Consider the following 23,898-nt stretch of genomic DNA (forward strand, 5'->3'; position numbering starts at 1 on the left):
TCTGCCCCGGGGATCAGGTCGCCCTTGCGCTATTGGGTCAGCTTTTCGATCCGGCTGAGGTCCCGAACAGCCCCTGTTGCGGCGCTAGTGGCAAATGCCGCATAGGCCTTCAGAGCCGTCGAGACCCGGCGTTCGCGGCCTACCGGCTTCCAGGCATCCGCACCCTTCGCTTCCATTGCAGCCCGGCGGTCTGCCAGAACGGCATCGTCAACCGCCAACCGGATGGTCCGGTTCGGGATATCGATCTCGATCCGGTCCCCGGTTTCGACCAGCGCGATCGTGCCACCCTCGCCCGCTTCCGGCGAGACATGCCCGATCGAAAGCCCGGAGGTGCCGCCCGAGAACCGACCGTCCGTGATCAGCGCGCAGGATTTTCCCAGCCCCTTCGACTTGAGGTAGCTCGTAGGGTAGAGCATCTCTTGCATGCCGGGTCCGCCGCGCGGCCCCTCGTAGCGGATCACCACGACATCGCCCTCAACGACCTTGCCGGTCAGGATCGCGCTTACCGCGTCGTCCTGGCTCTCATAGACCTTCGCCGGGCCCGCAAACTTGAGGATGCTCTCGTCCACGCCGGCCGTCTTCACGATACAGCCGTCCAGCGCCAGATTTCCCGACAGCACCGCCAGCCCGCCATCCTGGCTGAAGGCATGTTCACGGTTGCGGATCACGCCACCGTCGCGGTCGAGATCGACCTCGTCCCAACGCCGATCCTGGCTGAAGGCCACCTGGGTCGGCACGCCCCCCGGGGCGGCACGGTAGAAGTTGTGAACGCTCTCGCTCGTCGTGCGTGCCACGTCCCAGCGCTCCAACGCATCTGCCATGGTCGGGCTGTGGATCGTCGGAAGATCGGTATGGATCAACCCCGCGCGATCCAACTCACCCAGGATCGCCATGATCCCGCCAGCGCGATGGACATCTTCCATATGCACGTCCGATTTCGCCGGCGCGACCTTGCAGAGGCAGGGCACCTGGCGCGACAGCCGGTCGATATCGTCCATGGTGAAGGGCACGCCCCCTTCCTGCGCGGCAGCCAGGAGGTGCAACACGGTGTTGGTTGAGCCCCCCATGGCGATGTCGAGACTCATGGCGTTCTCGAAGGCGTTGAACGACGCGACATTGCGCGGCAGCACACTCGCATCATTCTGATCGTAATAGCGCCGTGCGATATCGACCACGAGATGACCGGCCTCCACGAACAACCGCTTGCGGTCGGCATGGGTCGCCAGCGTCGAGCCATTGCCCGGCAGCGACAGGCCGAGTGCCTCGGTCAGGCAGTTCATCGAATTGGCCGTGAACATGCCCGAGCAGGAGCCGCAGGTCGGACAGGCCGAGCGCTCGATGGTCTGAACATCGGCGTCGGAGACCTTGTCATCGGCAGCCGCAACCATGGCATCCACCAGATCGAGCGCCACTTCCTTGCCCTCGAGAACGACCTTTCCGGCTTCCATCGGCCCGCCGGAAACGAAGACCGACGGAATGTTGAGCCGCATCGAGGCCATCAGCATGCCGGGCGTGATCTTGTCACAGTTCGAAATGCAGACCATGGCATCGGCGCAATGCGCGTTGACCATGTATTCGACGCTGTCCGCGATCAGCTCGCGCGAGGGCAGCGAATAGAGCATGCCCGCATGCCCCATGGCGATACCGTCATCCACGGCGATGGTGTTGAATTCCTTCGCCACGCCGCCGGCCGCTTCGATTTCGCGCGCGACAAGCTGGCCGAGATCCTTCAGATGCACGTGACCCGGCACGAACTGCGTGAAGGAGTTCACCACCGCGATGATCGGCTTGCCAAAATCATCGTCCTTCATACCGGTGGCGCGCCATAGTCCGCGCGCGCCTGCCATGTTGCGGCCATGGGTCGAGGTGCGTGAGCGATAGTGCGGCATTGTCTTTCCCGTTGCGTCTGGCTCGGTTTGAGCATTGCTCATCTAGTTGAGCGAACGCGACCTATACGCCCTCGGGCGTCAAGAGTCCAATCTGGCGCAAGTTGTCAGGCAGGGCGAGGAGCGCACCGGCTCACACAGTTCCGAGCAAGTCCGGAATGGCCCACCTGGCGGTCTCGCGCCAACTATTAGAACAGTTTTTGACTGGTATTTGTACTATGAGATCGACTAGCGATAGCAGCGCAAGATTGAACAGTTTTCAGCACCAGATTGTGGCCAGATGGAGTGGGGCAAATGGCAAAATCCGATAGCAAGAGCACGATCGAAGGAACCCGTCGAGGTGACTACCTGGAAGGAACGGACGCGAATGACCGGATCTACGGCTATGGGGGGTGGGACAACCTTTATGGCGAAGAGGGAAACGATACTCTCTATGGCGGCGGAAAAGGGGACTACCTTTACGGCGGCCGCGGCAAGGACAAGCTCATTGGCGGGTCTGGAGACGACTATCTAGCTGGAGATGGAGGGAACGATACGCTGAACGGCGGCTCCGGATTTGACACCGCCAGCTATGCTGACACTTTAGCCGACGTCACCGTCGACCTTGGAAATGGCACCGCATCGTTCCCCAATGAAAGCTGGAATGCAGAGACCCTGAAATCCATAGAAGCGATCGATTTCGGGGCCGGCAACGATACGTTTATCGGCACTACCGGCCGCAACAGAGCGTACGGAGGCAGCGGCGACGATTTCTTCGTGGGCTATGGCGGAGGAGATTATTTTAGCGGCGGGAACGGTTTCGACACGCTCTCCTACGAATGGGTGACAGGCAATCTCAGGATTAACTGGGACGGTACTGTGATTTTTCGCAATAGTACTGCACCCAACGATAGCTTCTATGGCATAGAGCGCGTGCTGTCCGGCACCGGCGATGACCAGTTGAATGGTTCAGACGATGGCAATTACCTTTCCGGTGGCAATGGGGACGATACGCTTCTGGGTCGCGGCGGAGATGACACCCTGCAGGGCGGCAGCGGAGAGGATCTGTTGGATGGCGGCAGCGGCCATGACATGGCAGATTTCTCCGACGATACCGATGGTCTCGACATTGATCTGGGTGAGGGATACGCCGATTTCGCCGATAGCAGTTCCGAACTTCTGATTTCCCTCGAGTCCGCAGCCGGAGGCAAAGGAAAAGATACGATTTCCGGATCTGGCACGGGCAATTACCTATATGGCGACCGCGGAGGAGACGAACTCTATGGCCGTGGTGGCGATGATACGCTTGATGGCGGTGGGGGCACCGACACGCTTGATGGCGGAAGCGGGACCGATACAGTCATCTATGAAGGTCTTTCCGAGGGGGTCGTCATAGACCTTGAAGCAGGAAGTGCGGCTTTCCCCAACCGGAACTGGGGCACCGAAACCCTGACATCAATCGAGAACGCGATCTCAGGATCGGGCGACGACACGCTTAGCGGAACCGATGAAGCAAACCGCCTTGATGGTGGGGCCGGGAACGACGTCCTCAACGGACGCGGGGGAGATGATAACCTCATCATTTCGTCCGGAAGTGATACCGTTGATGGCGGTGAAGGCTACGACAGGCTGATCTTTGATAGTGCTTGGGACCAGTCCCTCGAGATGAGAAACTATTCGAGCGAATATGACGAACTATGGGCAAGTAGAACTGACTACAAGATAGACCTTGATGCGCTCACGGTAAAAACAGACGGAGTTTCAGGCGCGCTGAACGTCATGTCCATTGAAGCCTATGTGTCGGGATCTGGCGACGATACCATTTATGGCTCCGATGATGCTGACGAGATTTATGCGGGGTTCGGTGCCAACAGTGTTCGTGGTCGGAAGGGCGACGACCTCATTCATGGTGGGTCGCAAAGCGCAGCTGCAGGCGACTATCCGTATTCGACCTCTTCAAACAACCTTCCAGAGAGTGAAATTCTCATCGGCGGTCAGGGAAACGATACGATCTTTGGTGGTGGGAACGAAGTGCGTAGCGAATACTACGCCACCCAGATCGACTTCAGATATTATTACGCTGAAGACCTTTTGATCGGAGGTTCCGGAGACGACGAACTCCACGCCGGTTGGGCGAGAAACCGTATGACGGGGGGCTCTGACGCCGACAACTTTGTTTTCACCGACGATGTGCGCTCGTCCGGAGTATCGTCTTCCATCGTTCAACCATATGCCATGGAGGGCACAATTACCGACTTCGACACTTCTGAAGGCGACCACATAACGATCAAGCGGATCGTGCCCGAAGATGAAAACTGGCAATCCGCAACGAAGCCGGACGTTCGTTGGTTGGGTGAAAGCGGCGTGACATACGCGGGCGATCTTGCCTACGAAGTTTCGGGCAATGACACGATTCTGCGCTACGCGGTTGTCAGCGAACGATCCCCCAATCAATATTGGGGATATGAAGCGCAGGCGCTTACGATCACCCTTGAAGGCTATTCCGGACCACTGGCCGAATCCGACATCTTGTTCGCTTGATCTGAAGCTTGCTATCGCCACGGTGCGTATTCCATGCGCCGTGGCGCGCGGATTCTGAATCAGAGCTTCCGGGCGTGCTTTGGAGGCTTGGGGTCCCAGCCAAGCTTTGCCGTGACACCCGCCGGAGCCCCTTCATCTCCTCTTCATGACCACCGCCACATGCGCCGGCGCGGCAAAACCGACATCGCCAGCGGCGCCTGCGAAGCACGCAAGTTCCCGATGGGCCGCGGCCTGCAGCTCTGCATACCCCGCCTCGTCGATCAGATCTGCAAGCGTCCAGCCCTTAACATCCGTGCGCACCCAGTCTTCGATAGAGGGGAAGCGCGCCGTGCCCGGAACCGTCTCGATCTGAACGCCGTCGAGCGCCGCGGCCTCGAAGAGGCCGGCAAGTTCGGTCACATCTCCCAGGACAAACGGCGTACGCAAGGCGTCCGCCACGGTCGCGCCGAACAATCGCTCGATCAACGCGATCATCGCGGCATAACCCGGCGAGGTCTCGGCCCGATCCCAGACCGCGACAGCCATTCGTCCACCCGGTGCCAGCACGCGCCACATCTCGCGCAAGGCAGCCACACGATCATCGAAGAACATCAACCCGAACTGGCAGCCGACGGCCCTGAAACTGTAATCCTCGAGGGGAAGCGCCTCCGCCCTTCCCTCCTGCCAATGGATTTCGTGTGATTTCTTTCGCGCAACGGCAAGCATTCCCGAGTTGCAGTCAACTCCGGTCGCCCGCGCACCCTTTGCCGCAGCCGCGCGTGCCAGGACACCGGTGCCGCAGGCCACATCCAGAAAGCGCTCACCCAGCCGCGCGCCAGCCGCTTCAGCCACCGGCCCTGCGAATTGCCCGAAGAGGGCGGGCACGAAAAAGGCCTCGTAGACCTCCGCCGCCGATCCTGTCAGCTGGCCGCGCTCCGCCGCGTCCCTGTCCGTCTCCAAATCCGTAAGCATCGCCATCCTCCCCTCGGCTGATGCCACGATCCTGCGCGCTCACCGCTCACATCGCTACTCTACAAAGTGTAGTTCGCCGGACCCGGCCGACATGCTAGAATTCGGAGAGGGAGAAAGTTGATGCGGAAATACGGTCAGTTCTGTCCCGTGGCAAAGGCAGCCGAGCTCTTCTGCGAGCGCTGGACACCGTTGATCATACGCGACCTGGCTGCTGGCGCGACACGGTTTTCCGAGTTACAGCGCGGCGTGCCCCTCATGTCTCCAACCCTGCTCTCCCGGCGACTGAGGTCACTCGAAGCAGAGGGAATCGTCGAACGCCGCAAGAGTCCGGGCAATCGCACGGCCACATACCACCTCACGCCGGCGGGCATGGAATTCGCGCCCCTTGTCGAGGCGCTCGGGATCTGGGGCCGACGCTGGTCACGCCGGGACCTGGAGGAGGGCGAGATCGACCTTGGCCTCCTGCTCTGGAGCATCGAGCGTTTCGCGCGGGCGGATGCCTTCGGCCAGTCGCGCAGCGTCGTGGAGCTTTCGCTCTTCGACCAGCCCCGGAACAAGCAGCTTTGGTGGTTCCTCAACGAGGGCCGGTCGTGCACCCTCTGCACGGAGGATCCTGGCTTCGAGGTGACGCTCTACCTCTCCTGCACCTTGCCCGACATCATCCATGTCGTCCGGGGTGACATGACACTGCATCGCGCGATTTCCGAGGATCGCCTGGAAGCTATCGGTTGCCGCGCCGCGCAGGATGCACTTGAAACCTGGCTTAATCTCGGACCGCTCGCGCGCGTGGAACCCGCACTGCCGGCCTGAGATCAGGGTTCCCGGAAGTGCTTCGAGAGCTTGAGACCCTGCCCCTGGTAGTTGGAGCCCATGTCGGCCCCATAGAGGATGTCCGGACGTTCGGCCATGCGCTCGTAGACCAGCCGCCCGACGACCTGTCCATGCTCGAGGGCAAAGGGCGCCTCGTGGCAGCGCACCTCCAGCACACCGCGCGAGCCTCCGCCTCCGGCAGCCGCATGGCCGAAACCTGGGTCGAAGAAGCCCGCATAATGCACCCGAAATTCACCCACCATGGCCAGGTAGGGCGCCATCTCCGCAGCATAATTGGGCGGGACATGCACCGCCTCGCGACTCACAAGAATGTAGAAGGCTCCGGGGTCGAGTATGATCCGGCCATCGCTGGAAGAAACCGGCTCCCAGAATTCCACCGGATCGTAATGCCCGATCCGGTCGAGATCGATCAGCCCGGTGTGCGGCTTGGCACGATACCCGACCACACCGCCCCTCTGAGGTGTAAGATCGACGGAGAACGCCAGTCCGCCCGCGATATGCGCCTCGCCATCGACCAGCCTCTCGGCCGCGTCGAGCGCACGAAGATCGACATCGGTCAAACCGGCCGACCCCGAACTGAACCGGATCTGATTGAGCCGCATTCCCGGCCGGACAAGCACGGAAAACGACCGCGGCGAGATCTCCGCATAGAGCGGCCCGCAATACCCCGCCTCCACACGGTCGAATTCACGCCCCCGATCCGTTATCAGCCGCGTGAAGAGGTCCAGCCGCCCCGTGGAACTCTTGGCATTGGCCGTGGCCGACAGCCCCTCGGGCAGTGCCAGGCCCTCGGCCAGCGGCACGAGATAGACGCACCCCTTCTCGAGCACCGCACCGCCGGAGAGATCGATCTCATGCATGGAGAAATCGGCAAGGCGATCGAGAACCGTATCGCCGCCAGGAAGGAAGGAGGCCCTCACCCGGTAAGCCCGTGATCCCAGCCTCAGGTCGAGACTGGCGGGTTGAACCTGTCCGGGAACGAGCGGCAACTCCGCCGAAATGGCACCGGCCGCAAAGAGAGCCGTTATGCCCTGAGAGGGCACGACGCCCTCTCCCGATACCGGGGATGCCTTGAATTTGGTCGGGCTAGCGAGATTCGAACTCACGACCTTTCGACCCCCAGTCGAACGCGCTACCAGACTGCGCTATAGCCCGACACGGAGCGCTTTATAGCTACCGTCTCGGCGAGAGCAAGCGGAAAGCGGCGGGAAATGTGCCCCTTTTTCCGCAACCTGCCCATTACGAAAATTCAGGGCCGAAGCCGGACTGCCAGACATTGCCCGCATCATTCCGCCAGCCCTTCGGCCATACGCTCGCGCAGGGCCTGGAGCTCGCCGAACAAGGCCCGCAATTCCGCCTTGCGATCGACCGGCCCGTCCTTTGCGTCGACCCCTTCCGGATCGGGCGCGACGGCCGGTTCCTCCGCAGCTTCCGTTTCCTCCGAAGTGGCTTCCTCTACGCCCGCCTCTTCGACGGTGTCCGGGGCAGCCTCGGCCTCCGGAGCCGGATCCGCTTCGCTCGTGGTCACTTCTTCCGACACGATCATATCGGCCTGATCGGCCTCCCCAAATCCAAACGCCAGTTCGGGCTCCCGCGCAACCGCGCCCCGGTCATCCGGCCAGCCCCCGCTTTCCTGGGGGCAATCCGCTTCGACAGGCTGTAGCGCGCTTTCCCTCGCCTCGTCTTCGCAAGCCGCAACCGGCGATGCAACCGTTTCCTGATCCACTCCATTGAACCGGCCGGACCCCCCCGGTGTACCGAGGCCGACCACATGACGCACGCCCTTCTCGCGCAAGATCTTTTGCACGCCCTTGATGGTCATTCCGTCATCGTAGAGAAGCCCGCGAATGCCGCGCAGAAGACAGATATCCTCCGGCCTGTAGTAGCGTCGCCCCCCACCCCGCTTCACCGGCTTGACCTGCGAGAACCGGGATTCCCAGAACCTCAGGACATGGGGCGGCACATCAAGGGCACCGGCGACTTCGCTGATCGTTCGGAAAGCTTCAGGGGATTTGGTCGCCACGAAACTGGGTCTCCCGCTGTGGTCAGGGTCCTTCAGCGGGGACGAGGCGCCGGAGGAACTCCTGACGAGATTATTCCTGAGCGAGGCGGGTACCCGGGGGAAAAATTGGCCCGGGCGCCCCATGAATGCTGCCTCAGCGCTTGTTGCCGGCGTCCACCCGGTCCTTCATGATATGCGATGGCCGGAAAGTGAGCACCCGGCGGGGCTCGATCGGAACCTCCTCGCCAGTCTTGGGATTTCGGCCGATCCTCGCGGATTTGGACCGGACACTGAATGTGCCGAACGAGGAGATTTTCACCGTCTCGCCGCGCACCAGCGCATCGGACATGTGCTGCAGCACGGATTCCACGAGCTCGGCCGACTCATTCCGAGAAAGCCCGACTTCGGTAAAAACCGCCTCACTCAGCTCCATGCGCGTGAGTGTCTTTTCGCTCATCGGCTCTTCCCTGTCGTTTGTTGATTAACGCAAGGTAAGAGATAAAAGGAAAAGCGTCAATAACAACGACTTGGCCGTTTCACCGAAGACGCGCTACCAACGAATGACCGCTGCTCCCCACGCAAGGCCACCGCCGATGGCCTCGATCAGGAGCACATCGCCGGGGCTGAACCTGCCTTCTGAGGCGGCACAGGAAAGCGCGAGTGGAATCGAGGCCGCCGAGGTATTGCCGTGGTCCTGCACCGTCACGACGACCTTTTCCATCGGAATGCCGAACTTGGCCGCGGTTTGGGTCATGATCCGCAGGTTGGCCTGATGCGGCACCATCCAGTCCACATCGCCCTTGTCCAGTCCCGCGGCGTCAAGCGCAGCCTCGCCCGCCTGGGCGAGCTTGACGACCGCATGCTTGAAGACCTCGCGCCCGGCCATGTGAACGACACCGGCCGTGCCCGTCGAGGACGGCCCGCCATCGACATAGAGGATGTCCGTGTAACGCCCGTCAGAGTTGAGATTCGCCGCAAGGATACCGCGGTCTTCCGATCCGCCGGTGCCTTCCTGCGCACGCAGGACAAGAGCACCCGCCCCGTCACCGAAGAGCACGCAGGTGCCACGGTCGGTGAAATCGAGAATGCGGGAGAAGGTCTCCGCACCGATCACCATCACGGTCCGGACCTGTCCGGATCGAATCAGCGCATCGGCCTGCGCCACGGCAAAGACGAACCCCGCACAGACCGCCTGGATATCAAAGGCAAATCCGCCCTTCATGCCGATGGCCGTCTGCACCCGCACGGCAGTGGACGGAAAGGTCTGGTCCGGTGTCGCGGTAGCGAGAATCACCGCATCGATTTCCGAGCCGTCCATTCCTCCATTGGCGAGCGCGGCCTTGGCCGCGGCAATCGCGAGGTCGGAGGTCTTCTCGCCCTCGGCGGCGTAGTGCCGCCGCTTGATCCCGGTCCGGGAACTGATCCATTCGTCGGAGGTATCGAGTGTTGCTTCGAACTCCGCGTTCTCAACCACCCGTTCCGGTAGATAGTGCCCGCAGCAGACCGGGACGGCGCGGTAGATAGTCATGAAAGTCCCCCCTCGGGTATTGCCTTGCCTGAGGGATCCGCTCCCGAATGCTGCGCGCCCGCAGCAACCCGCGCCACGAGGCGGCGGTTGAACCCGCTCTCGGACAGCGTGAATGCAAGCTTGATGGCCGCCGAAACGCCGGTTGCGTCCGCGCTGCCATGGGATTTGATTACCGTGCCGTTCAACCCGAGGAACACGCCGCCATTGACGCGTCGCGGGTCGATCCGCTTCTGGAACCGCCGGAGCGAGGTCAGGGCGAAAAGCCCCCCCACGCGCGACAGCAGGGAATAGTTGAATGCATCGCGCAGGAGATCACCGATCATGCGCGCCGTGCCCTCGGCTGCCTTGAGCGCGACATTGCCCGCGAATCCGTCTGTCACGATGACATCGACCCGGTCGGAAGGCATGTCGTTGCCCTCCACATAGCCGATATACTCGAATTCCCCGGTGGTGCTGGCTGCGGCCATCAGTTCGGCGGCCTCATGCAGTTCCGAGCGCCCCTTGTGCTCCTCGGTTCCGACATTGAGCAGGCCAATACGTGGTGTGTGGATTCCCAACGCATTGCGCGCGTAGGACGTGCCCATAAGCGCGAATTTCAGGAGATCCTTCGCGTCGGCACGGATGTCCGCGCCCGCGTCCAGAACCACGTTGTAGCCGGATGGATTGCGCGACGGCCAAAGCACCGCGATCGCGGGGCGATCCACACCCGGCGCCTTGCGCAGCGCGAGCATCGACAGCGCCATCAGCGCGCCGGTGTTGCCGCAGGAAATCACCGCAGGCGATTCGCCATCGCGAACGGATTGCAGTGCGTTCCACATGCTCGACCCCTTCGCAGCCCTCAGGGCACGCGAAGGTTTCGCATCCATGCCGATCACACTGGACGCATGCCGAATCTCGGTCCGCGCAGCCAGCGGTGACTGGCGGCGGATCGCGGCCTCCAGGGCATCGCCGTCCCCGTGGACGATGTAACGAAGCCTGGGGTTCTTCTCGAGCGACTTCCCCATTCCGCGGACAACATCTGCCACCCCCCGGTCGCCGCCCATGGCGTCGATCGAGATGACGATATCCCCGGACTCGCCGGATGCTGCTTCACCGGCGTGGGAGGTCTCAGAAGTGTCCGTGGTGGTCATTCCGGACCCGCCTCACGCAGGCTCAGTTCAAGCGGCTTCGTCGTCGAGGTCGATGTCCTCAACCGTGCTGACGACCTCGCGGCCGTCATAATGCCCGCAGGCGCCGCAAACGTGGTGCGGACGGCGCAGTTCGCCGCAGTTGGGGCATTCATTCGGATTGCCCGCGACCAGCGCGTCATGCGCACGACGCATGCCCCGCTTGGAGCGCGTGATCTTGCTCTTGGGTACAGCCATCTTTCAAACCTCTGTGTCACGCGGGCTCGGCCCGGACCACAAATCCCGTAGTTGCATCTTTCCGGCACCGGATACAGAAACCTGCGCGACATGTCACGCGGAAGCTTCCGGACCGGGAAGGGAAACGAAGCGCGGAAAATAGCGATTGCCCGTCCGGGCGCAAGGGAAAATCGTGCATATGGCGAAATTGCTCAGCCCTCCCTGATAAATTCCACACGCGCCGGCCGGCACGTCTGGTGAGGTCGCGCGTCAGGCGCTGCTCAGCTCTTGCCGGCCAGCTTGTCCTTGAGGGCCGCGAGCGCCGCGAATGGCTTGGTATCCTCATCCTCGAGCGGCGTCACCCCCTCACCCGCGTAGGTCTTCTGGCCAAGCTCGGCGCCTTCCTTGCGCGGGTAGGCCGGAAGCGCCAGCGCCAGCGCCTCGATCGCCACCAGTCCGAGGTCGATTTCCCGCCCCAGCGGCTCGATCTCGTCGTCATCCTCCGGCGAAAGCAGGATATCGCTGGCCTCGGCCCCCTGGACCGGCCGGAATTCCCGCCGCACGGGCTGGTCGATCCGTGTCGTCACCGGCTCGAGCGTGACCACGCAGGTCTGCACGACCGTGGCGCCGAACTGCCCGGAAAGTTCCCAGCCGGCCCGATCCAGCGGGGTCAGCGTCCCGGTGAATCGCAGCTTCCGCAGCGCCTGCGCCCCCATGAGCCGTGCTATGGCCTCCGCCTCGGGTGGCTCGGGGGATATGTCGAAACGGAAATCCTCCGCATCACGCAGCTGCGCCAAGTCGAGAACTCGCGCAAATTCCGCGTTGAGCGGCGAGGTTCTGGCGAGATCGGGCATTTTCGCCTCCCGGCTTGATCCGGATTGGGTCACGACCCCGGATCGGCTTCATCATTGCGAGCGAAAGCGGGGAAAGGGTCCACCCGGGTTTTCGCTCTGGTTCCTTGAATTTAGACCATCTGCGCGGTAGGGGAGCAAGGTCTTTACTGCCAGAATAGGATTCCGATGGCTCTGTCTTCGCTGCATCGCGCCATTCTCGGTCTAACGATTGCAGGGGCCCTCAGCCTCGGCTGTGCGCCGACCATCCGGGTCCACGGCTATGTGCCGCCCGAATCCGATATCGCGACGGTTCAACCCGGCGTCGACAATTTCGAGAGCGTCTCGGAAAAGCTCGGGCAGCCGTCCTCGAACGGCCTCCTGCAGGACCGGGCCTGGTATTACGTCCAGAGCACGGTGCGCAACTACACCTACAATCGCCCGACCGTGGTGGATCGCACGGTACTGGCTGTGGAGTTCAACGAGAACGGCGTCGTGAGCGGACTGGCCAAATACGGCCTCGAGGATGGACGAATCATCAACCTCACTGCCCGCACCACCGAAACCGGCGGCCGGACGCTCGGCGTTCTCGAGCAGCTCTTCGGCAACCTGCTGAACATCGACGCAGAACAGTTCAACCAGTAGAACCAGCAGCGAGGCGCGTCTCATGGCCCACGAATTTCGCCTTCGTGTCTACTACGAGGACACCGACGCCGGCGGCGTCGTCTATCACGCGAACTACCTCTGCTTCGCGGAACGGGCGCGCAGCGAGGCCCTGATCGACCTCGGCCTGTCGCAGACCTATCTGCGCGAATCCCAGGGTTTCCTGTTCATGGTCCGCGCCGCGGCGCTCGATTACCGCGCCCCGGCGTTTCTCGAGGACGAACTCGTGGTCCGCACCCGCGTCGACCTGCTGGGCGGCGCGCGCATCCTCATGCGTCAGGACATCTGCCGCGGCGATCAGATCCTTGTTGTCTGCGACATCACGCTCGTCTGCGTCGGTACGGAAGGCCGGGCCGCCCGCGTGCCGGACGACATCCGGGAGAAGCTGGCAACCCTCAAGGAAACGGCCGCCTGAGAGCGCATGCCCTCCGCAATTGCGGATCAGTCCTGGCCGAACCGGGTGATGACAGTCGCCCCGATCGACTGGAATCTGTCCATCTGCATCAACGCCTCAGGCGCATCAGCAAGACCGATCTTCTCGCCGACAAGCCTTGACGGATCGAGCCGGCCCGACTGAACCATGTCAAGCATGGCATCGTAGCGATGTGCCTGCATCCCATGACTGCCAAGAATTTCCAGTTCATGCGCGATGATCTTCGCCATCGGCACCTGGGGCGCGCTATGATCGGCCAGCATCAGACCCACCTGAACATGCTTGCCCCGTCTGCGGAGGCTCTGGATCGAGTTGAAGCATGTCGTCGGATGCCCCAACGCGTCGAGCGAAACATGCACACCGCCCTTCGAGGCTTCCACTACCGCACCCGGAACATCCGCTTCGCCGTCCGCATTCACGACAGCCACCGCACCCAATGCACGGGCCAAGGCAAGCTTCTCTTCCGCAATATCGACCGCAATGACATTCGCGCCCGCAGCCGAGGCAATCATCACTGCCGAAAGCCCCACACCGCCGCAGCCATGCACAGCAACCCACTGCCCCGCCGAAACCCGACCCTGATCAATGACCGCGCGAAACGATGTCGCAAACCGGCACCCGAGACTGGCGGCAGTGGCGAACTCCATGGTCTCAGGCAGTGCGACAAGGTTCACATCGGCATGATGGATGGCGACATATTCCGCAAATGACCCCCAATGGGTAAAGCCGGGCTGAAACTGGCTGCGGCAGACCTGCTGCTGCCCGGCATGGCATTCCGGGCACGCCCCGCAGCCACCAACGAACGGCACCGTTATGCGGTCCCCGACTTTCCAGCGCGTCACATCCTTCCCGGTGGCCTCGACGACGCCCGCAAGCTCATGCCCTGGCACATGCGGCAGCTTGATATCCGGATCATGCCCCATCCAGCCATGCCAGTCGCTGCGGCAGACACCTGTCGCCTCGACCTTTACCACCACGCCGTCCGCAGGCGGCGCCGGCTCCTCGACCCTCACGAGTTCTGGCGTACCCCCGAAGCTCTCGAACAGAACCGCCTGCATCCTTCCTCTCCCTGTTTCAAATGAACCTGATCGGCAAGAGTCTACCCAGTTCCTCTGGCAGAGCTTTGCCAAAATTGCTTCCATGGCAGGATTTCTGAGAGCATTCTCCCAACATGACGAATGAAAAGAGCGGATTCTGCCCCATGGAACACCTCGACCGCGTGAATGCCGAAATCCTGACGCTGCTCCAATCCGACGGCAGGCTGTCAAACGCAAAGCTTGCCGAGAAGCTGTCCCTCAGTGAAACGCCCTGCTGGCGCCGTCTGAAGCGACTCGAGGAAGAGGGTTTCATCGAGGGGTACCAGGCCAACCTCAACCGTCGGAAACTTGGCCTCGGGGTGCTTGCCTTCGTGCAGTTGAGCTGCTCGGAACACGATCCGGAATCGACACGTGCATTTCAGCGCGCGGTGCAGGACTGCCCAAACATCCTGTCCTGCCACAACACGACCGGCAGCGACGACTTTCTCATCGTCGCGGTTGCTCGCGATCTCGATGATTACAGCACATTCGTCGAGAACGTTCTTCGGCGGCTTCCGGGCGTGACAGGCATCAGATCAAACCTCTCGCTCCGTGAACTGAAATCCTCGACCTGCCTACCGGTCGCGGCCGCCCTGCGATAGCCGAGCTTCAAGCCCGGCGATCAGACGAGGCTGTCGGGCGCGCCGTCGCCGTCCTCGCCGTCCTCCTCCTCGGTCCGGCCCGATCCGAGCCCGTCGAGGCCGGGGCGGTTATCCAGCATTCCCGCTGCCTTCAGCTCCGAAATTCCCGGCAGATCCTTGGGCGATGACAATCCGAAGTGATCGAGAAACGCCTCGGTCACCACCAGTGTCACGGGGCGACCGGGTGACATGCGTCGCTTGCCAAGCCGCACCCAACCCAGTTCCATCAGCAGATCGACCGTGCCGCTCGAAACCGAAACGCCCCGGATCTCCTCGATCTCGGCCCGCGTCACCGGCTGGTGATAGGCAATGATCGCCAGCGTCTCGATCGCGGCCCGGCTGAGCTTCTTCGTCTCGACCACCTGGTGGCTCATGAGAAAGCCCAGATCCGTCGCGGTGCGGAAGGCCCAGCCGTCGCCCACCCGCACCAGTTGCACCCCGCGGCTGGCATAGAGCTCGCGAAGACCCGCCAATGCCTCCTGAACGTCGCAACCCTCCGGAAGGCGCTCGGCGATCTGGCGGCTCGAAAGCGGAGTGGCGGAGGCAAACAGTACCGCCTCGACCATGCGCTGCTGCTCGAGCGGAACCGGGATGGAGAAAACGGTATCGGCGTCGAAATCGTAGGTATTGTCGTTCACTGCTCGTCTTCCTTTACTATTCTTCTGAGCAGGATCGGCTGGAAGGTGCCGTCCTGCCTCACATCCAGCCGGCCCGCTTTCACGAGTTCCAGCGCCGCCGCGAAACTCGCGGCCATGGCGGAGCGGCGCTTCTTCGGCTCCCTCCGCCAGTCTTCCGGCAACCATGCCGAAAGCTCGAGCCAGTCCATGCTGACATTGCCCAGAAGCCCGCGCATCCGCTCGAGCGCCTGTTCCATGGTGTAAACCGGCTCACGCTCGAGGTGCAGAGGCCGGAAATCCGACTTGGTCTTGATCCGGCTGTAGGCCTTGAGCAAATCCATCAGGCTGGCCTGGTGCTCGACCTTCGCTTCGCGCGCCACCGCCTGCGGTTCACCGCGCGCGAACATGTCGCGGCCCAGCTGGTCGCGCGCCATCAGCTGCGCCGCCGCCCGCCGCATCGCCTCCAGCCGCTGGAGCTGGAACGCCAGATGCTCGGCCAGATCCTCGCCGCTCGGGCCTTCGTCCTTGGGGTCGGGCGGGAGCAGCAACCGCGATTTCAGGAACGCCAGCCAGGCCGCCATCACAAGGTAATCCGCCGCCAGCTCGATCCGGAGCCGCTTGGCCTCCTCGACGAAGGCGAGATACTGCTCCGCCAGCTTCAGGACCGAAATCTTGCGCAGATCGACCTTCTGCCCGCGCGCCAGGGTCAGCAGCAGGTCAAGCGGCCCTTCGTAGCCATCGACTTCGACAACGAGCGCCTCGGCGGCAATACGTTCCGCCGTTGCTGCCTCATCGAAGAAATCGTCAGGCATTGGCGACCCCTCCGACCAGCGCCTCGAACTCCGCCCAGAGCGCACCCACATCGCGCTCATCGGGCGCCTGCCGCGCTGCCAGCGCCGCCATGGCCCGCTCCAGTGGCAGGCCGGAGAGCTGTGGTGCAGCTTCCATCACCGCCGCCATTTCCTCCGCATTGCCATTACAATGGAGGATCATATCACAACCCGCGCCCAGAGCCGCCTCGACACGCGCCCCGAAGGGCCCGGTCAGCGCATGCATCGAGAGATCATCCGTCATGATGAGCCCCCCGAAGCCGATCTCCTTGCGCATCAGCCGATACATCACCGGCGAAAGCGTGGCCGGACGCTCGGCATCGAAAGCCTCGAAAATCACATGCCCCGTCATCGCCATCGGCAGATCGTTCAGCCCGCGAAACGCAGCAAAATCCTGCGCCAGCGCATCGCGGCTGGCCCTTACCACCGGCACCGAGGCATGACTGTCGAGCGGGGCACGCCCCTGGCCCGGCATATGCTTTATGATCGGCAGCACACCACCCGCCATCAGCCCTTCGGCAACACCGCGACCGATCGCGCAAACCTCTTCCGGATCAGTGCCATAGCAGCGGTTTCTGATAATCTGGTGCGTTTCCGGTCCGGCCAGGTCGAGCACCGGCGCGCAATTCACGTCGATCCCCACATCGCGCAGCTCGCCGGCTATGATCCGGTAGCGCAACGCCATCGCCTGAACCCGCGTGGCAAGATCGGGCAGGCGCGCGCAATCGTCGAGCGCCGGTAGCCATTCGCGCCAATGGGGCCCGCGCATCCGCGCCACGCGCCCGCCCTCCTGATCGATCAGGATGGGCGCGTCCCGTCCCACCGCCTCCCGCAGATCGCGCGTCAGCGCCCGAACCTGCGCCGGCGTGTCGATATTGCGGGCAAAGAGGATGAAGCCCCACGGGTCCGTGGAGCGGTAGAAAGCGCGCTCGGCCTCGCTGAGGGATGTCCCCCGGCAGCCGAGAATGACCGCCCTTGCGCTCATTTAGCGGATCGTGACCGGGATGCAGTCGATACTGCGCGCGCGCAGAGACTCGCACAGATCCCGTGTCTGGTCGGTGTTCTGGAACCCCGCGACCCGCAGGCGGTAGAACACCCGCGCGTTGTTGGTCGCCCGCTCCACGTAGAGGCTCTTCGAGCTGAGCAGATCGCTGTTCGCCGCCACCAGCCGCCGCCAGGCCTCTCGCGTATTGGCCTCGCTGTCGAAAGCCCCGAGCTGCACCAGTCGCGTGCCCGAAGACACACTCGAGATTTCCTGGATCTGCGGCGCGGGTGCAGCCTGGGATGCAGACGAGCGAACCGGCGGAGCAATGCCCGCCGCAGCCGTCGCGGCAGGTGCAGGGGCAGAGGCGCGCGCACTCACCCGAACGAGGTTCGAGGGCCGGCTGAAGGGGCGCGGCCCCGATGGCACGTCGGTCGCGATCTCCTCAACCGGCGCTTCAAGCTCGACCTCGCCGCCCATGTCCGGCGCGGGTTCCACAAGTGCCACATCCTCGTCCGCATCGGCGGCTCCGAGGGTCGGTTCGAGAGCAGCCTGCTCCACCAGTTCGGCAACGGCCTTGGATTGGGACGCCTGCGCCAGATCGCGCTGGGGCTTGTCCTCTTCGGTCAGCGAGGCCGCCGCCGGGATCACCACCGCCTCGCGCGGCGCCGGTGCCGGCGTGCCTTCCAGAACCTTGTTGATCTCCCGGCCCTGGTGCGCGGCCTTGAAACCGCCCGGATCTTCGGGCGCCACGCGGGACGGCCCCTGCATGGCGCGGATGATCGGAACCTCGGTCGCATCGCGCGTGCCGAGCCGGTAGGCCCAGACACCCATGCTTCCCACGAGACCCAGAAACACCACGGCACTTACGGCACCGCGAAACCCGGACGGGAGTATTCGATTCGCATCTACGCCGTCACGGCGCGCATAGTCGTCGCTGTACAACTCGTTCATGGGGCTCTTGCCTGTTATTGGCACACTATAACTTGTGTGCTGTTCTGCTCCAACCCCAAAATGGCTACGAATGTCTTAACGCATTTCTTCCATCGGGGTCACGCCAAGGATACCAAGCCCGGCCGATATGACAACCGCTGTTGCACGTACGAGCGCAAGTCGCGCTCGGGTAACCTCCGGCGCATCCTCTCGCACGAACCGCAGTTCCGCATCGAGCTTGCCCTGATGCTGCAGCCCGTGGAATTCCGACGCCAGATCATAAAGATAGAAGGCGATCCTGTGCGGTTCGTGATGGGTCGCCGCGATTTCGACCTGACGGGGCCATTCGGCAATCTTCTGGGCCAGCTTCAGCTCTCCCGCGGTGCCGAGCGGTGTGAGGTCCACCCCCGCAAGGGCTTCATCTTCCAGCGAAATTCCCACTTCAGCCGCCCGTGCCGCGACCGAGAACGCCCGCGCATGCGCATATTGCACATAGAAAACCGGATTGTCCTTCGACTGTTCGAGAACCTTATCGAAATCAAATTCGAGCGGCGCGTCATTCTTGCGCGTGAGCATCACGAACCGCGTCACGTCGGGGCCCACCTGCTCCACCACATCACGCAGCGTCACGAAGGTTCCGGCCCGCTTCGACATCTTGAAAGGCTCGCCGCCCTTGTAGAGCTTCACCAGCTGGCAGAGCTTGATGTCGAGCGGCACCTTGCCTTCGCTCAGAGCCGCCACTGCCGATTTCATCCGCTTGACATATCCGCCGTGATCCGCGCCGAAAACGTCGATCAACTGGGCGAACCCGCGGGTCACCTTGTCGTAGTGATAAGCGATGTCGGGCGCGAAATAGGTCCAGGCCCCGTCGGATTTCTTCAGCGGCCGATCCACGTCGTCGCCATATTCCGTCGAGCGGAACAGCGTCTGGGGCCGCGGCTCCCAATCCTCGGGCTTCTTGCCCTTTGGCGGCTCCAGCACGCCGGTGTAGATCAGCCCGCGCGCCTCGAGCGCCGCAAGAGCCTCCTCGATCCGCCCGGTGCCGTAGAGCGCCTTCTCGGAGAAGAACACATCCATCTTCACGCCGAGAAGCGCGAGATCGTCGCGGATCATGTCCATCATCATGCCCGTGGCGAGGGTGCGCACATCCTCGAGCCAGACCTCCTCGGGCTTGTCGATCAGGCTCGGCCCATATTTCTCCTTGAGCGCCTCGCCCACCGGGATCAGGTAGTCGCCGGGATAGAGCCCCTCCGCAATCGCGGGCTCCAGCCCGTTGGCCTCCCGGTAGCGCTCGTATGCGGAACGCGCGAGCACATCGACCTGCGCCCCGCCATCGTTGATGTAGTATTCGCGGGTCACGTCATAGCCCGCGAAATCCAGGAGGCTCGCCAGCGCATCGCCAAACACCGCCCCGCGGGTATGGCCCACATGCATCGGCCCCGTGGGGTTGGCGGAAACGAACTCGACGTTGATCTTCTCCGACCCGCCAAGAGCGGAGCGTCCGAAATCCCGCCCGGCATTCAGCACCGCCGGAAGCACCGCAAACCACCGCGCCGAATCGAGCCGCAAATTGAGAAATCCGGGGCCGGCCACTTCTGCCAGCGCAATGCCCGGTGCGCTGCGCAGGCGCTCCGCGAGCGCCTCGGCTATGTCGCGCGGCTTCATCTTCGCGGGCTTGGCCAGCACCATCGCCGCGTTGGTGGCCATGTCCCCATGGGCCGGATCGCGCGGCGGCTCCACCGTCACCGCCTTCAGTTCGAGCCCTGCGGGCAGCGTTCCCGCGTCCACGAGTTCCCCGATCCCGTTCAGGACGAGCGCCTTCACCTCTGCGAACAGATCCATCGCCACTTTCTCCGTCTGGGCCCGGCAGGCGGCTTCCTTCGCGAAGCTCTCGCCCGGCGGGCCGAATCCTCTCTGCGGCGCGCCGGGAAAATCCGTCCCGTCCGCGACCCGCTGCAGGGCGTGCTGTTAGAGCAAAACCGGCACGGATGGAATCACCTTCTGAATGCAGCCCCGCAACCGATCGCCGAACCGTCCTGCCGCTCCGAAAAGGACAACCACCTGCACACGACGGAGGCAGGGCGCGCATCAGTCATGCGCAATTCTCCGTGCAAGGCCTTTACCTTTCCCCCAAATCGGCGCTTCAATCATCTCTGTCGGAGCCAGATGTCACGGGGGTGATCGCCACGCCATGAAAACCGTTTTCGTTGAAAACCCGCTGCTGAACTCACCCCACCTCATCGGTCTCATCCTGCGCGGCGCCGCCAAGGGCAAGGGCTCGCTCGAGGCCTGCCTGTCCCGCCTCGGCGAGGTCTTCACCCAGTCCAGGGAAGACACTCCACTCGACATGGACGAGGCACGCACCCGGTTCGAGCGCCTGATCCGACATCTGGAAAAGGCGAAGCTGATCGAGGGCGATGCGTCGCACTTCACGATCACCGAACGCGGTCGCAATGCACTCACCGAGTCGCCCAACGGGTTCGCCACCGCCGATCTCATGGCCTATCCCGAATACGCGATCTTCGTGCGCAACGAGGCCCGCAGCCACGCAACCTCGGACCCCCATGCCTCGGCCTTCGACCTCGGATCGGATGCCTTCCGCAAAGGCATGAGCCGCAGCGACAACCCCTACAATCCCGACAGCGCCGACCACCTCGCCTGGCAGAACGGCTGGTCCAGCGCGCTCTCGCTCAACCACTGACGCGCATCTTGGTGCGATTGCTCGCATCACGGACTAGTCATAACGGATGGCCGCGCTTAAGGTTTCGGTAACATTCAGTTTACCGATTCTTCAGGCCGCAGCCACCAGACGGAACCAACATGAGCACCACCGAGACGCAAACTGCGGCGCCGGACCCGGCGCCCCTGTCCTGGGTCGATCCCGGCACCACCGACACCTTCGCTATCTACGGGCTGATCGCGCTCCTTCTCGTTGTCTTTCTCGTGATCTACCTCTACGCGGTGTTCGACCGCTACGCCGAGCGCAAGGGCGAGCTGAGCCCGCTGCGAACGACCGTGCCAACCATGCTCACCGTGGGTCTCGCCTATGACCTGCTGCCGCCGCTCGAAGGCGTCAGCATCTTCCTGCCCCTGTCGCTGATCGCCGCGGCGGCGGCGCGCGACCTCGTGCTCTGGATGGCCGAATCGCGGAGGACCTCCGGTGATTGAGCTTCTCCTCACCAGCTTCCCGCTCATCGTCCGCATCCTCTGGCTGCGATTCCGCAAGAAGGCGATCACAGTCTACAATGTCCACCGGGCGGTCTTCGTCTGGTTCCTGCTGTTTCTCGCCCTGATCTTCACCATCGAATACTACCACCCCGACACCCATTCCGGGATCGTGCCCTTTCGCATCGTGCCCATCGTGGCCGAGCGCAGCGGCACCGTCACCAGCCTGCACGTGACCGCGGGCCAGCGGGTCGAGCCCGGCGACCTGCTCTTCACCGTGGACAATTCCAGCGAAGCGGCCGCCGTTGCCGTGGCCCAGAGCCGGGTCGACGAGGCCCGCGAACAGGTCCAGGTGGCGATGCTCCAGGTCGAGGCGGCGGAATACGCCGTGGCACTGGCCGAAGCCCAGCTCGACGACGCCAATATCGACCTCGACGACGAGGAGCAGCTCCGCGCCGAAAACTCACCCGCCTTCGCCCAGGACCGCTACCAACGCACGCTCGACATCCAGCGCGAGCGCACCGCCCAACTCGGACAGGCCCGGACAGCCCTCGCCACCGCCGAGCTCGAAGCCCAGCAGGTCGCTCCCACGGCACTCCTGACCGCCGAGGCGACCCTGCGTGAGAAGCAGGTCGAACTGGAAAAGACCCGCATTCTCGCACCGGTCTCGGGCCGCGTGGAGCAGGTCACGCTCAATGTGGGCGACCGCGCCGCCCAGATCGCGCTTCGCCCCGCCATGGTCATCGTGCCCGACCGCGAGGAGGACGACCCGGCCGAGATCGTCGCGGGCTTCACCCAGGTCAACCGCTCGGTCCTGCATGTGGGGATGCCCGCCGAGGTCGCCTGCCAGAGCAACATCAACAACGGAATGCACAATTCCGTCCTGCCCGCGCGCGTGGTCCGTATCCAGGATTCGATCGCCACCGGCCAGATCGTCCCCACCGGCACGCTGATCCAGCCCTCCGAGCGCATGGGTAAGGGTGATGTCGTGGTCCACCTGCGGCTCGAACACCCCGAGCAGCAGGACCTCCTCGTGAACGGCAGCCGCTGCCTCGTGCAGGCCTACACGACCAAAATTCGGGGTGGCCTCGCCGACACCGCACTGGGCGAGGTGATCGAGGCCTGGGCGCTCGAAAAGGCCATCATCATGCGTATGAAGGTCTGGGTCATGCTCGCAACCGGCGCAGGCCTCGGCGGGGAGGGCTGACCCCTCCCGCCCGGCGGGGCCGACCTCGCGTCAGCCCTGCCCCTGCTGCCGCAGAAGTGGCATCAGATCTCCCATGTCCGGGCCATGTGCGCGGCCTGTCAGGGCCTTTCTCAGCGGCATGAAGAGCGCGCGCCCCTTCCGGCCCGTCTCCGCCTTCACCGCATCGGTCCAGGCCTTCCAGGTGCCGGGCCCCCAGGGCCGCTCGGGCAGCATCTCAAGCGCCCGGGCCACGAAATCCGCATCCTCGTCCGCGATCTCGGGGGCTACCTCGCCCGTGCAGATCCGCCACCACTCCGCGATCTCGGCCCGCGTCGCGACATTGCCCGAAATCGCCGCCCAGAACTCGACCGCCTGATCGTCGGGCACGCCGATGGCCGCGAGATCACCCGCCACCGCCTCCAGTGGCACCCCGTGGAGGAACCTCGCACTCAGGGGCCCGAGATCATCGGGATTGAACTTCGTGGGCGCCGCCCCGAAACTGCCGATCTCGAAGCCCTCGGCCAGCGCCCCGAGATCCTGGCGCAGTTCCACCGGATCGCTGGACCCGAGCCGCGCAAGCAGCGACAGGAGCGCCATGGGCTCCACACCCTGCGCGCGCAGATCCCGAAGGGCGAGCGTGCCGAGCCGCTTCGAGAGCGCCTCTCCCCCGGCACCCGTCAGCAGCGAATGATGCGCGAATCGCGGCGGCTCTCCGCCCAGCGCCTGGATGATCTGGATCTGTGTCGCGGTGTTCGTGACATGATCGGAGCCGCGCACGATATCCGTGACCTCCATCTCCATGTCGTCGACGACGCTCGCCAGCGTGTAGAGCACCTGCCCGTCGCCACGGATCAGCACCGGGTCCGAAACGCTCGCGGCATCGATGGACACCTCGCCCAGAATGCCATCCGCCCAGACGATCCGCTCCCGATCGAGCTTGAAGCGCCAATGCGGGGTGCGCTCGGTCCGAAGCCGCTTCCTGTCAGCTTCGGGCAGGTTCAGCGCCGCGCGGTCGTAAACCGGCGGTTTTCCGGCCGCGAGCTGCGTGCGCCGCTTGAGTTCAAGCTCTGCCGGCGTCTCGAAACACTCGTAGAGCCGCCCGCTCTTGCGCAGCGCGTCCGCGGCAGCGGCATAGCGGTCGAGCCGCTCGGACTGGTGGAACACCGCATCCCAGCCGAGCCCGAGCCACTCGAGATCCTCGGCAATGGCGTCGGCATATTCCTTTTTCGACCGTTCCGGATCGGTATCGTCGAGCCGAAGCAGGAATCGCCCGCCCGCCTTGCGCGCGATGAGCCAGTTCATCAGCGCCGTGCGCAGGTTCCCCACATGCAGATAGCCCGTCGGCGAGGGCGCAAATCGCGTCGTAACCATGGAAATCTCCTTCGAGATGTGTCCTTAATGCCTCCCAGCCGCCGCCAAAAGCCCCTCATTCGTGGACCGGGGCGTTTCCAACCGGAGATCCCGTCGGACCGATGCCTGGA

General features: G+C 63.5%; 24 protein-coding genes and 1 tRNA gene. 8 read left to right on the forward strand and 17 right to left on the reverse strand.

What is annotated here, in order from left to right:
* Nucleotides 1-29: 29 nt before the first annotated feature.
* Nucleotides 30-1,889, reverse strand: a complete 1,860-nt coding sequence (ilvD, locus tag ACP15W_RS14780) for a dihydroxy-acid dehydratase (RefSeq protein ID WP_424933677.1) — start codon at nt 1,887-1,889, stop codon at nt 30-32.
* Between the two features lie 291 nt (nt 1,890-2,180).
* On the opposite strand from ilvD, the gene ACP15W_RS14785 reads away from it, so the two are divergent.
* Nucleotides 2,181-4,406, forward strand: a complete 2,226-nt coding sequence (locus ACP15W_RS14785; protein ID WP_424933678.1) for a hypothetical protein — start codon at nt 2,181-2,183, stop codon at nt 4,404-4,406.
* A 132-nt stretch (nt 4,407-4,538) separates the two neighbouring features.
* Here the strand turns inward: ACP15W_RS14785 and ACP15W_RS14790 are convergent, their stop codons facing one another.
* A complete protein-coding gene (locus ACP15W_RS14790) occupies nt 4,539-5,357 on the reverse strand; it encodes a methyltransferase domain-containing protein (protein ID WP_424933679.1) in 819 nt (272 codons plus the stop codon).
* A gap of 120 nt (nt 5,358-5,477) precedes the next feature.
* On the opposite strand from ACP15W_RS14790, the gene ACP15W_RS14795 reads away from it, so the two are divergent.
* The gene (locus ACP15W_RS14795; RefSeq protein ID WP_424933680.1) at nt 5,478-6,167 is read left to right on the forward strand and encodes a winged helix-turn-helix transcriptional regulator; all 690 of its coding nucleotides are present in this window, start codon (nt 5,478-5,480) and stop codon (nt 6,165-6,167) included.
* Between the two features lie 2 nt (nt 6,168-6,169).
* Here the strand turns inward: ACP15W_RS14795 and ACP15W_RS14800 are convergent, their stop codons facing one another.
* From ACP15W_RS14800 to ACP15W_RS14835, 8 genes are all read right to left on the reverse strand, one after another.
* Entirely contained in the window at nt 6,170-7,294 is a 1,125-nt protein-coding gene (locus tag ACP15W_RS14800) for a 2'-deoxycytidine 5'-triphosphate deaminase (RefSeq protein ID WP_424933681.1), read from the reverse strand.
* Nucleotides 7,267-7,343, reverse strand: a tRNA-Pro gene (locus ACP15W_RS14805). Before ACP15W_RS14805 ends, ACP15W_RS14800 begins: the two co-directional genes overlap by 28 nt.
* 130 nt (nt 7,344-7,473) lie before the next feature.
* Entirely contained in the window at nt 7,474-8,211 is a 738-nt protein-coding gene (locus ACP15W_RS14810) for a MerR family transcriptional regulator (RefSeq protein ID WP_424933682.1), read from the reverse strand.
* A gap of 133 nt (nt 8,212-8,344) precedes the next feature.
* Nucleotides 8,345-8,647, reverse strand: coding sequence for an integration host factor subunit alpha (gene ihfA, locus ACP15W_RS14815; protein ID WP_424933683.1), 303 nt, complete (start codon nt 8,645-8,647; stop codon nt 8,345-8,347).
* Between the two features lie 93 nt (nt 8,648-8,740).
* Nucleotides 8,741-9,718: a beta-ketoacyl-ACP synthase III gene (locus ACP15W_RS14820; RefSeq protein WP_424933684.1), complete on the reverse strand. Its 978-nt coding sequence runs from the start codon at nt 9,716-9,718 to the stop codon at nt 8,741-8,743.
* Entirely contained in the window at nt 9,715-10,848 is a 1,134-nt protein-coding gene (plsX, locus tag ACP15W_RS14825; protein ID WP_424933685.1) for a phosphate acyltransferase PlsX, read from the reverse strand. The genes ACP15W_RS14820 and plsX overlap by 4 nt, the downstream gene beginning before the upstream one ends.
* Before the next feature lie 27 nt (nt 10,849-10,875).
* Nucleotides 10,876-11,082, reverse strand: coding sequence for a 50S ribosomal protein L32 (gene rpmF, locus ACP15W_RS14830; protein WP_424933686.1), 207 nt, complete (start codon nt 11,080-11,082; stop codon nt 10,876-10,878).
* Nucleotides 11,083-11,342: 260 nt separating this feature from the next.
* A complete protein-coding gene (locus ACP15W_RS14835) occupies nt 11,343-11,915 on the reverse strand; it encodes a YceD family protein (RefSeq protein WP_424933687.1) in 573 nt (190 codons plus the stop codon).
* Between the two features lie 165 nt (nt 11,916-12,080).
* Here ACP15W_RS14835 and ACP15W_RS14840 point away from each other — a divergent pair, with 165 nt between their 5' ends.
* The gene (locus tag ACP15W_RS14840; protein ID WP_424933688.1) at nt 12,081-12,536 is read left to right on the forward strand and encodes an outer membrane protein assembly factor BamE; all 456 of its coding nucleotides are present in this window, start codon (nt 12,081-12,083) and stop codon (nt 12,534-12,536) included.
* 22 nt (nt 12,537-12,558) lie between these two features.
* Entirely contained in the window at nt 12,559-12,969 is a 411-nt protein-coding gene (ybgC, locus tag ACP15W_RS14845) for a tol-pal system-associated acyl-CoA thioesterase (protein ID WP_424933689.1), read from the forward strand.
* Nucleotides 12,970-12,995: 26 nt separating this feature from the next.
* Here ybgC and ACP15W_RS14850 read toward each other — a convergent pair whose 3' ends face one another.
* Nucleotides 12,996-14,045, reverse strand: a complete 1,050-nt coding sequence (locus tag ACP15W_RS14850; RefSeq protein ID WP_424933690.1) for a zinc-dependent alcohol dehydrogenase family protein — start codon at nt 14,043-14,045, stop codon at nt 12,996-12,998.
* A gap of 143 nt (nt 14,046-14,188) precedes the next feature.
* Here ACP15W_RS14850 and ACP15W_RS14855 point away from each other — a divergent pair, with 143 nt between their 5' ends.
* Complete coding sequence (locus ACP15W_RS14855) at nt 14,189-14,665, forward strand: Lrp/AsnC family transcriptional regulator (protein WP_424933691.1); 477 nt, start codon at nt 14,189-14,191, stop codon at nt 14,663-14,665.
* Nucleotides 14,666-14,685: 20 nt separating this feature from the next.
* Here the strand turns inward: ACP15W_RS14855 and scpB are convergent, their stop codons facing one another.
* The 5 genes from scpB to argS form a co-directional block, all read right to left on the reverse strand.
* A complete protein-coding gene (gene scpB / locus ACP15W_RS14860) occupies nt 14,686-15,270 on the reverse strand; it encodes an SMC-Scp complex subunit ScpB (protein WP_424933755.1) in 585 nt (194 codons plus the stop codon).
* A gap of 68 nt (nt 15,271-15,338) precedes the next feature.
* The gene (locus tag ACP15W_RS14865; RefSeq protein WP_424933692.1) at nt 15,339-16,133 is read right to left on the reverse strand and encodes a segregation and condensation protein A; all 795 of its coding nucleotides are present in this window, start codon (nt 16,131-16,133) and stop codon (nt 15,339-15,341) included.
* Complete coding sequence (nagZ, locus tag ACP15W_RS14870; RefSeq protein WP_424933693.1) at nt 16,126-17,136, reverse strand: beta-N-acetylhexosaminidase; 1,011 nt, start codon at nt 17,134-17,136, stop codon at nt 16,126-16,128. Before nagZ ends, ACP15W_RS14865 begins: the two co-directional genes overlap by 8 nt.
* Nucleotides 17,137-18,087 (reverse strand): SPOR domain-containing protein, encoded by a 951-nt coding sequence (locus tag ACP15W_RS14875; protein ID WP_424933694.1) that lies wholly within the window; start codon nt 18,085-18,087, stop codon nt 17,137-17,139.
* Nucleotides 18,088-18,162: 75 nt separating this feature from the next.
* Nucleotides 18,163-19,908: an arginine--tRNA ligase gene (gene argS, locus ACP15W_RS14880; RefSeq protein WP_424933695.1), complete on the reverse strand. Its 1,746-nt coding sequence runs from the start codon at nt 19,906-19,908 to the stop codon at nt 18,163-18,165.
* A gap of 349 nt (nt 19,909-20,257) precedes the next feature.
* Between argS and ACP15W_RS14885 the strand changes: the two genes are divergently transcribed.
* From ACP15W_RS14885 to ACP15W_RS14895, 3 genes are all read left to right on the forward strand, one after another.
* Nucleotides 20,258-20,767, forward strand: a complete 510-nt coding sequence (locus ACP15W_RS14885; protein WP_424933696.1) for a ribosome modulation factor — start codon at nt 20,258-20,260, stop codon at nt 20,765-20,767.
* Between the two features lie 119 nt (nt 20,768-20,886).
* Nucleotides 20,887-21,234, forward strand: a complete 348-nt coding sequence (locus tag ACP15W_RS14890; RefSeq protein ID WP_424933697.1) for a hypothetical protein — start codon at nt 20,887-20,889, stop codon at nt 21,232-21,234.
* Nucleotides 21,227-22,438, forward strand: a complete 1,212-nt coding sequence (locus ACP15W_RS14895; protein ID WP_424933698.1) for an HlyD family secretion protein — start codon at nt 21,227-21,229, stop codon at nt 22,436-22,438. Before ACP15W_RS14890 ends, ACP15W_RS14895 begins: the two co-directional genes overlap by 8 nt.
* A 30-nt stretch (nt 22,439-22,468) precedes the next feature.
* Here ACP15W_RS14895 and gltX read toward each other — a convergent pair whose 3' ends face one another.
* Nucleotides 22,469-23,788 carry a glutamate--tRNA ligase gene (gene gltX, locus ACP15W_RS14900; protein WP_424933699.1) on the reverse strand — a complete coding sequence of 440 codons (1,320 nt, stop codon included), beginning with the start codon at nt 23,786-23,788 and terminating at the stop codon, nt 22,469-22,471.
* Between the last annotated feature and the right edge of the window lie 110 nt (nt 23,789-23,898).

The sequence above is a fragment of the Amaricoccus macauensis genome, assembly GCF_049800915.1.
GTDB lineage: Bacteria > Pseudomonadota > Alphaproteobacteria > Rhodobacterales > Rhodobacteraceae > Amaricoccus > Amaricoccus macauensis_A.

What these genes read in the sequence shown, in the direction of transcription:
- ACP15W_RS14885 (WP_424933696.1), top strand. Translation starts at nt 20,258, where the DNA reads ATGAAAACCGTTTTCGTTGAAAACCCGCTGCTGAACTCACCCCACCTC.
- ACP15W_RS14890 (WP_424933697.1), top strand. Translation starts at nt 20,887, where the DNA reads ATGAGCACCACCGAGACGCAAACTGCGGCGCCGGACCCGGCGCCCCTG.
- plsX (WP_424933685.1), bottom strand. Translation starts at nt 10,848, where the DNA reads ATGACCACCACGGACACTTCTGAGACCTCCCACGCCGGTGAAGCAGCA.
- ACP15W_RS14790 (WP_424933679.1), bottom strand. Translation starts at nt 5,357, where the DNA reads ATGCTTACGGATTTGGAGACGGACAGGGACGCGGCGGAGCGCGGCCAG.
- ACP15W_RS14850 (WP_424933690.1), bottom strand. Translation starts at nt 14,045, where the DNA reads ATGCAGGCGGTTCTGTTCGAGAGCTTCGGGGGTACGCCAGAACTCGTG.
- ihfA (WP_424933683.1), bottom strand. Translation starts at nt 8,647, where the DNA reads ATGAGCGAAAAGACACTCACGCGCATGGAGCTGAGTGAGGCGGTTTTT.
- ACP15W_RS14875 (WP_424933694.1), bottom strand. Translation starts at nt 18,087, where the DNA reads ATGAACGAGTTGTACAGCGACGACTATGCGCGCCGTGACGGCGTAGAT.
- nagZ (WP_424933693.1), bottom strand. Translation starts at nt 17,136, where the DNA reads ATGAGCGCAAGGGCGGTCATTCTCGGCTGCCGGGGGACATCCCTCAGC.
- ACP15W_RS14865 (WP_424933692.1), bottom strand. Translation starts at nt 16,133, where the DNA reads ATGCCTGACGATTTCTTCGATGAGGCAGCAACGGCGGAACGTATTGCC.
- ACP15W_RS14820 (WP_424933684.1), bottom strand. Translation starts at nt 9,718, where the DNA reads ATGACTATCTACCGCGCCGTCCCGGTCTGCTGCGGGCACTATCTACCG.
- ACP15W_RS14785 (WP_424933678.1), top strand. Translation starts at nt 2,181, where the DNA reads ATGGCAAAATCCGATAGCAAGAGCACGATCGAAGGAACCCGTCGAGGT.
- ACP15W_RS14855 (WP_424933691.1), top strand. Translation starts at nt 14,189, where the DNA reads ATGGAACACCTCGACCGCGTGAATGCCGAAATCCTGACGCTGCTCCAA.
- ybgC (WP_424933689.1), top strand. Translation starts at nt 12,559, where the DNA reads ATGGCCCACGAATTTCGCCTTCGTGTCTACTACGAGGACACCGACGCC.
- ACP15W_RS14835 (WP_424933687.1), bottom strand. Translation starts at nt 11,915, where the DNA reads ATGCCCGATCTCGCCAGAACCTCGCCGCTCAACGCGGAATTTGCGCGA.
- scpB (WP_424933755.1), bottom strand. Translation starts at nt 15,270, where the DNA reads ATGGTCGAGGCGGTACTGTTTGCCTCCGCCACTCCGCTTTCGAGCCGC.
- ACP15W_RS14795 (WP_424933680.1), top strand. Translation starts at nt 5,478, where the DNA reads ATGCGGAAATACGGTCAGTTCTGTCCCGTGGCAAAGGCAGCCGAGCTC.
- ilvD (WP_424933677.1), bottom strand. Translation starts at nt 1,889, where the DNA reads ATGCCGCACTATCGCTCACGCACCTCGACCCATGGCCGCAACATGGCA.
- argS (WP_424933695.1), bottom strand. Translation starts at nt 19,908, where the DNA reads ATGGATCTGTTCGCAGAGGTGAAGGCGCTCGTCCTGAACGGGATCGGG.
- gltX (WP_424933699.1), bottom strand. Translation starts at nt 23,788, where the DNA reads ATGGTTACGACGCGATTTGCGCCCTCGCCGACGGGCTATCTGCATGTG.
- rpmF (WP_424933686.1), bottom strand. Translation starts at nt 11,082, where the DNA reads ATGGCTGTACCCAAGAGCAAGATCACGCGCTCCAAGCGGGGCATGCGT.
- ACP15W_RS14840 (WP_424933688.1), top strand. Translation starts at nt 12,081, where the DNA reads ATGGCTCTGTCTTCGCTGCATCGCGCCATTCTCGGTCTAACGATTGCA.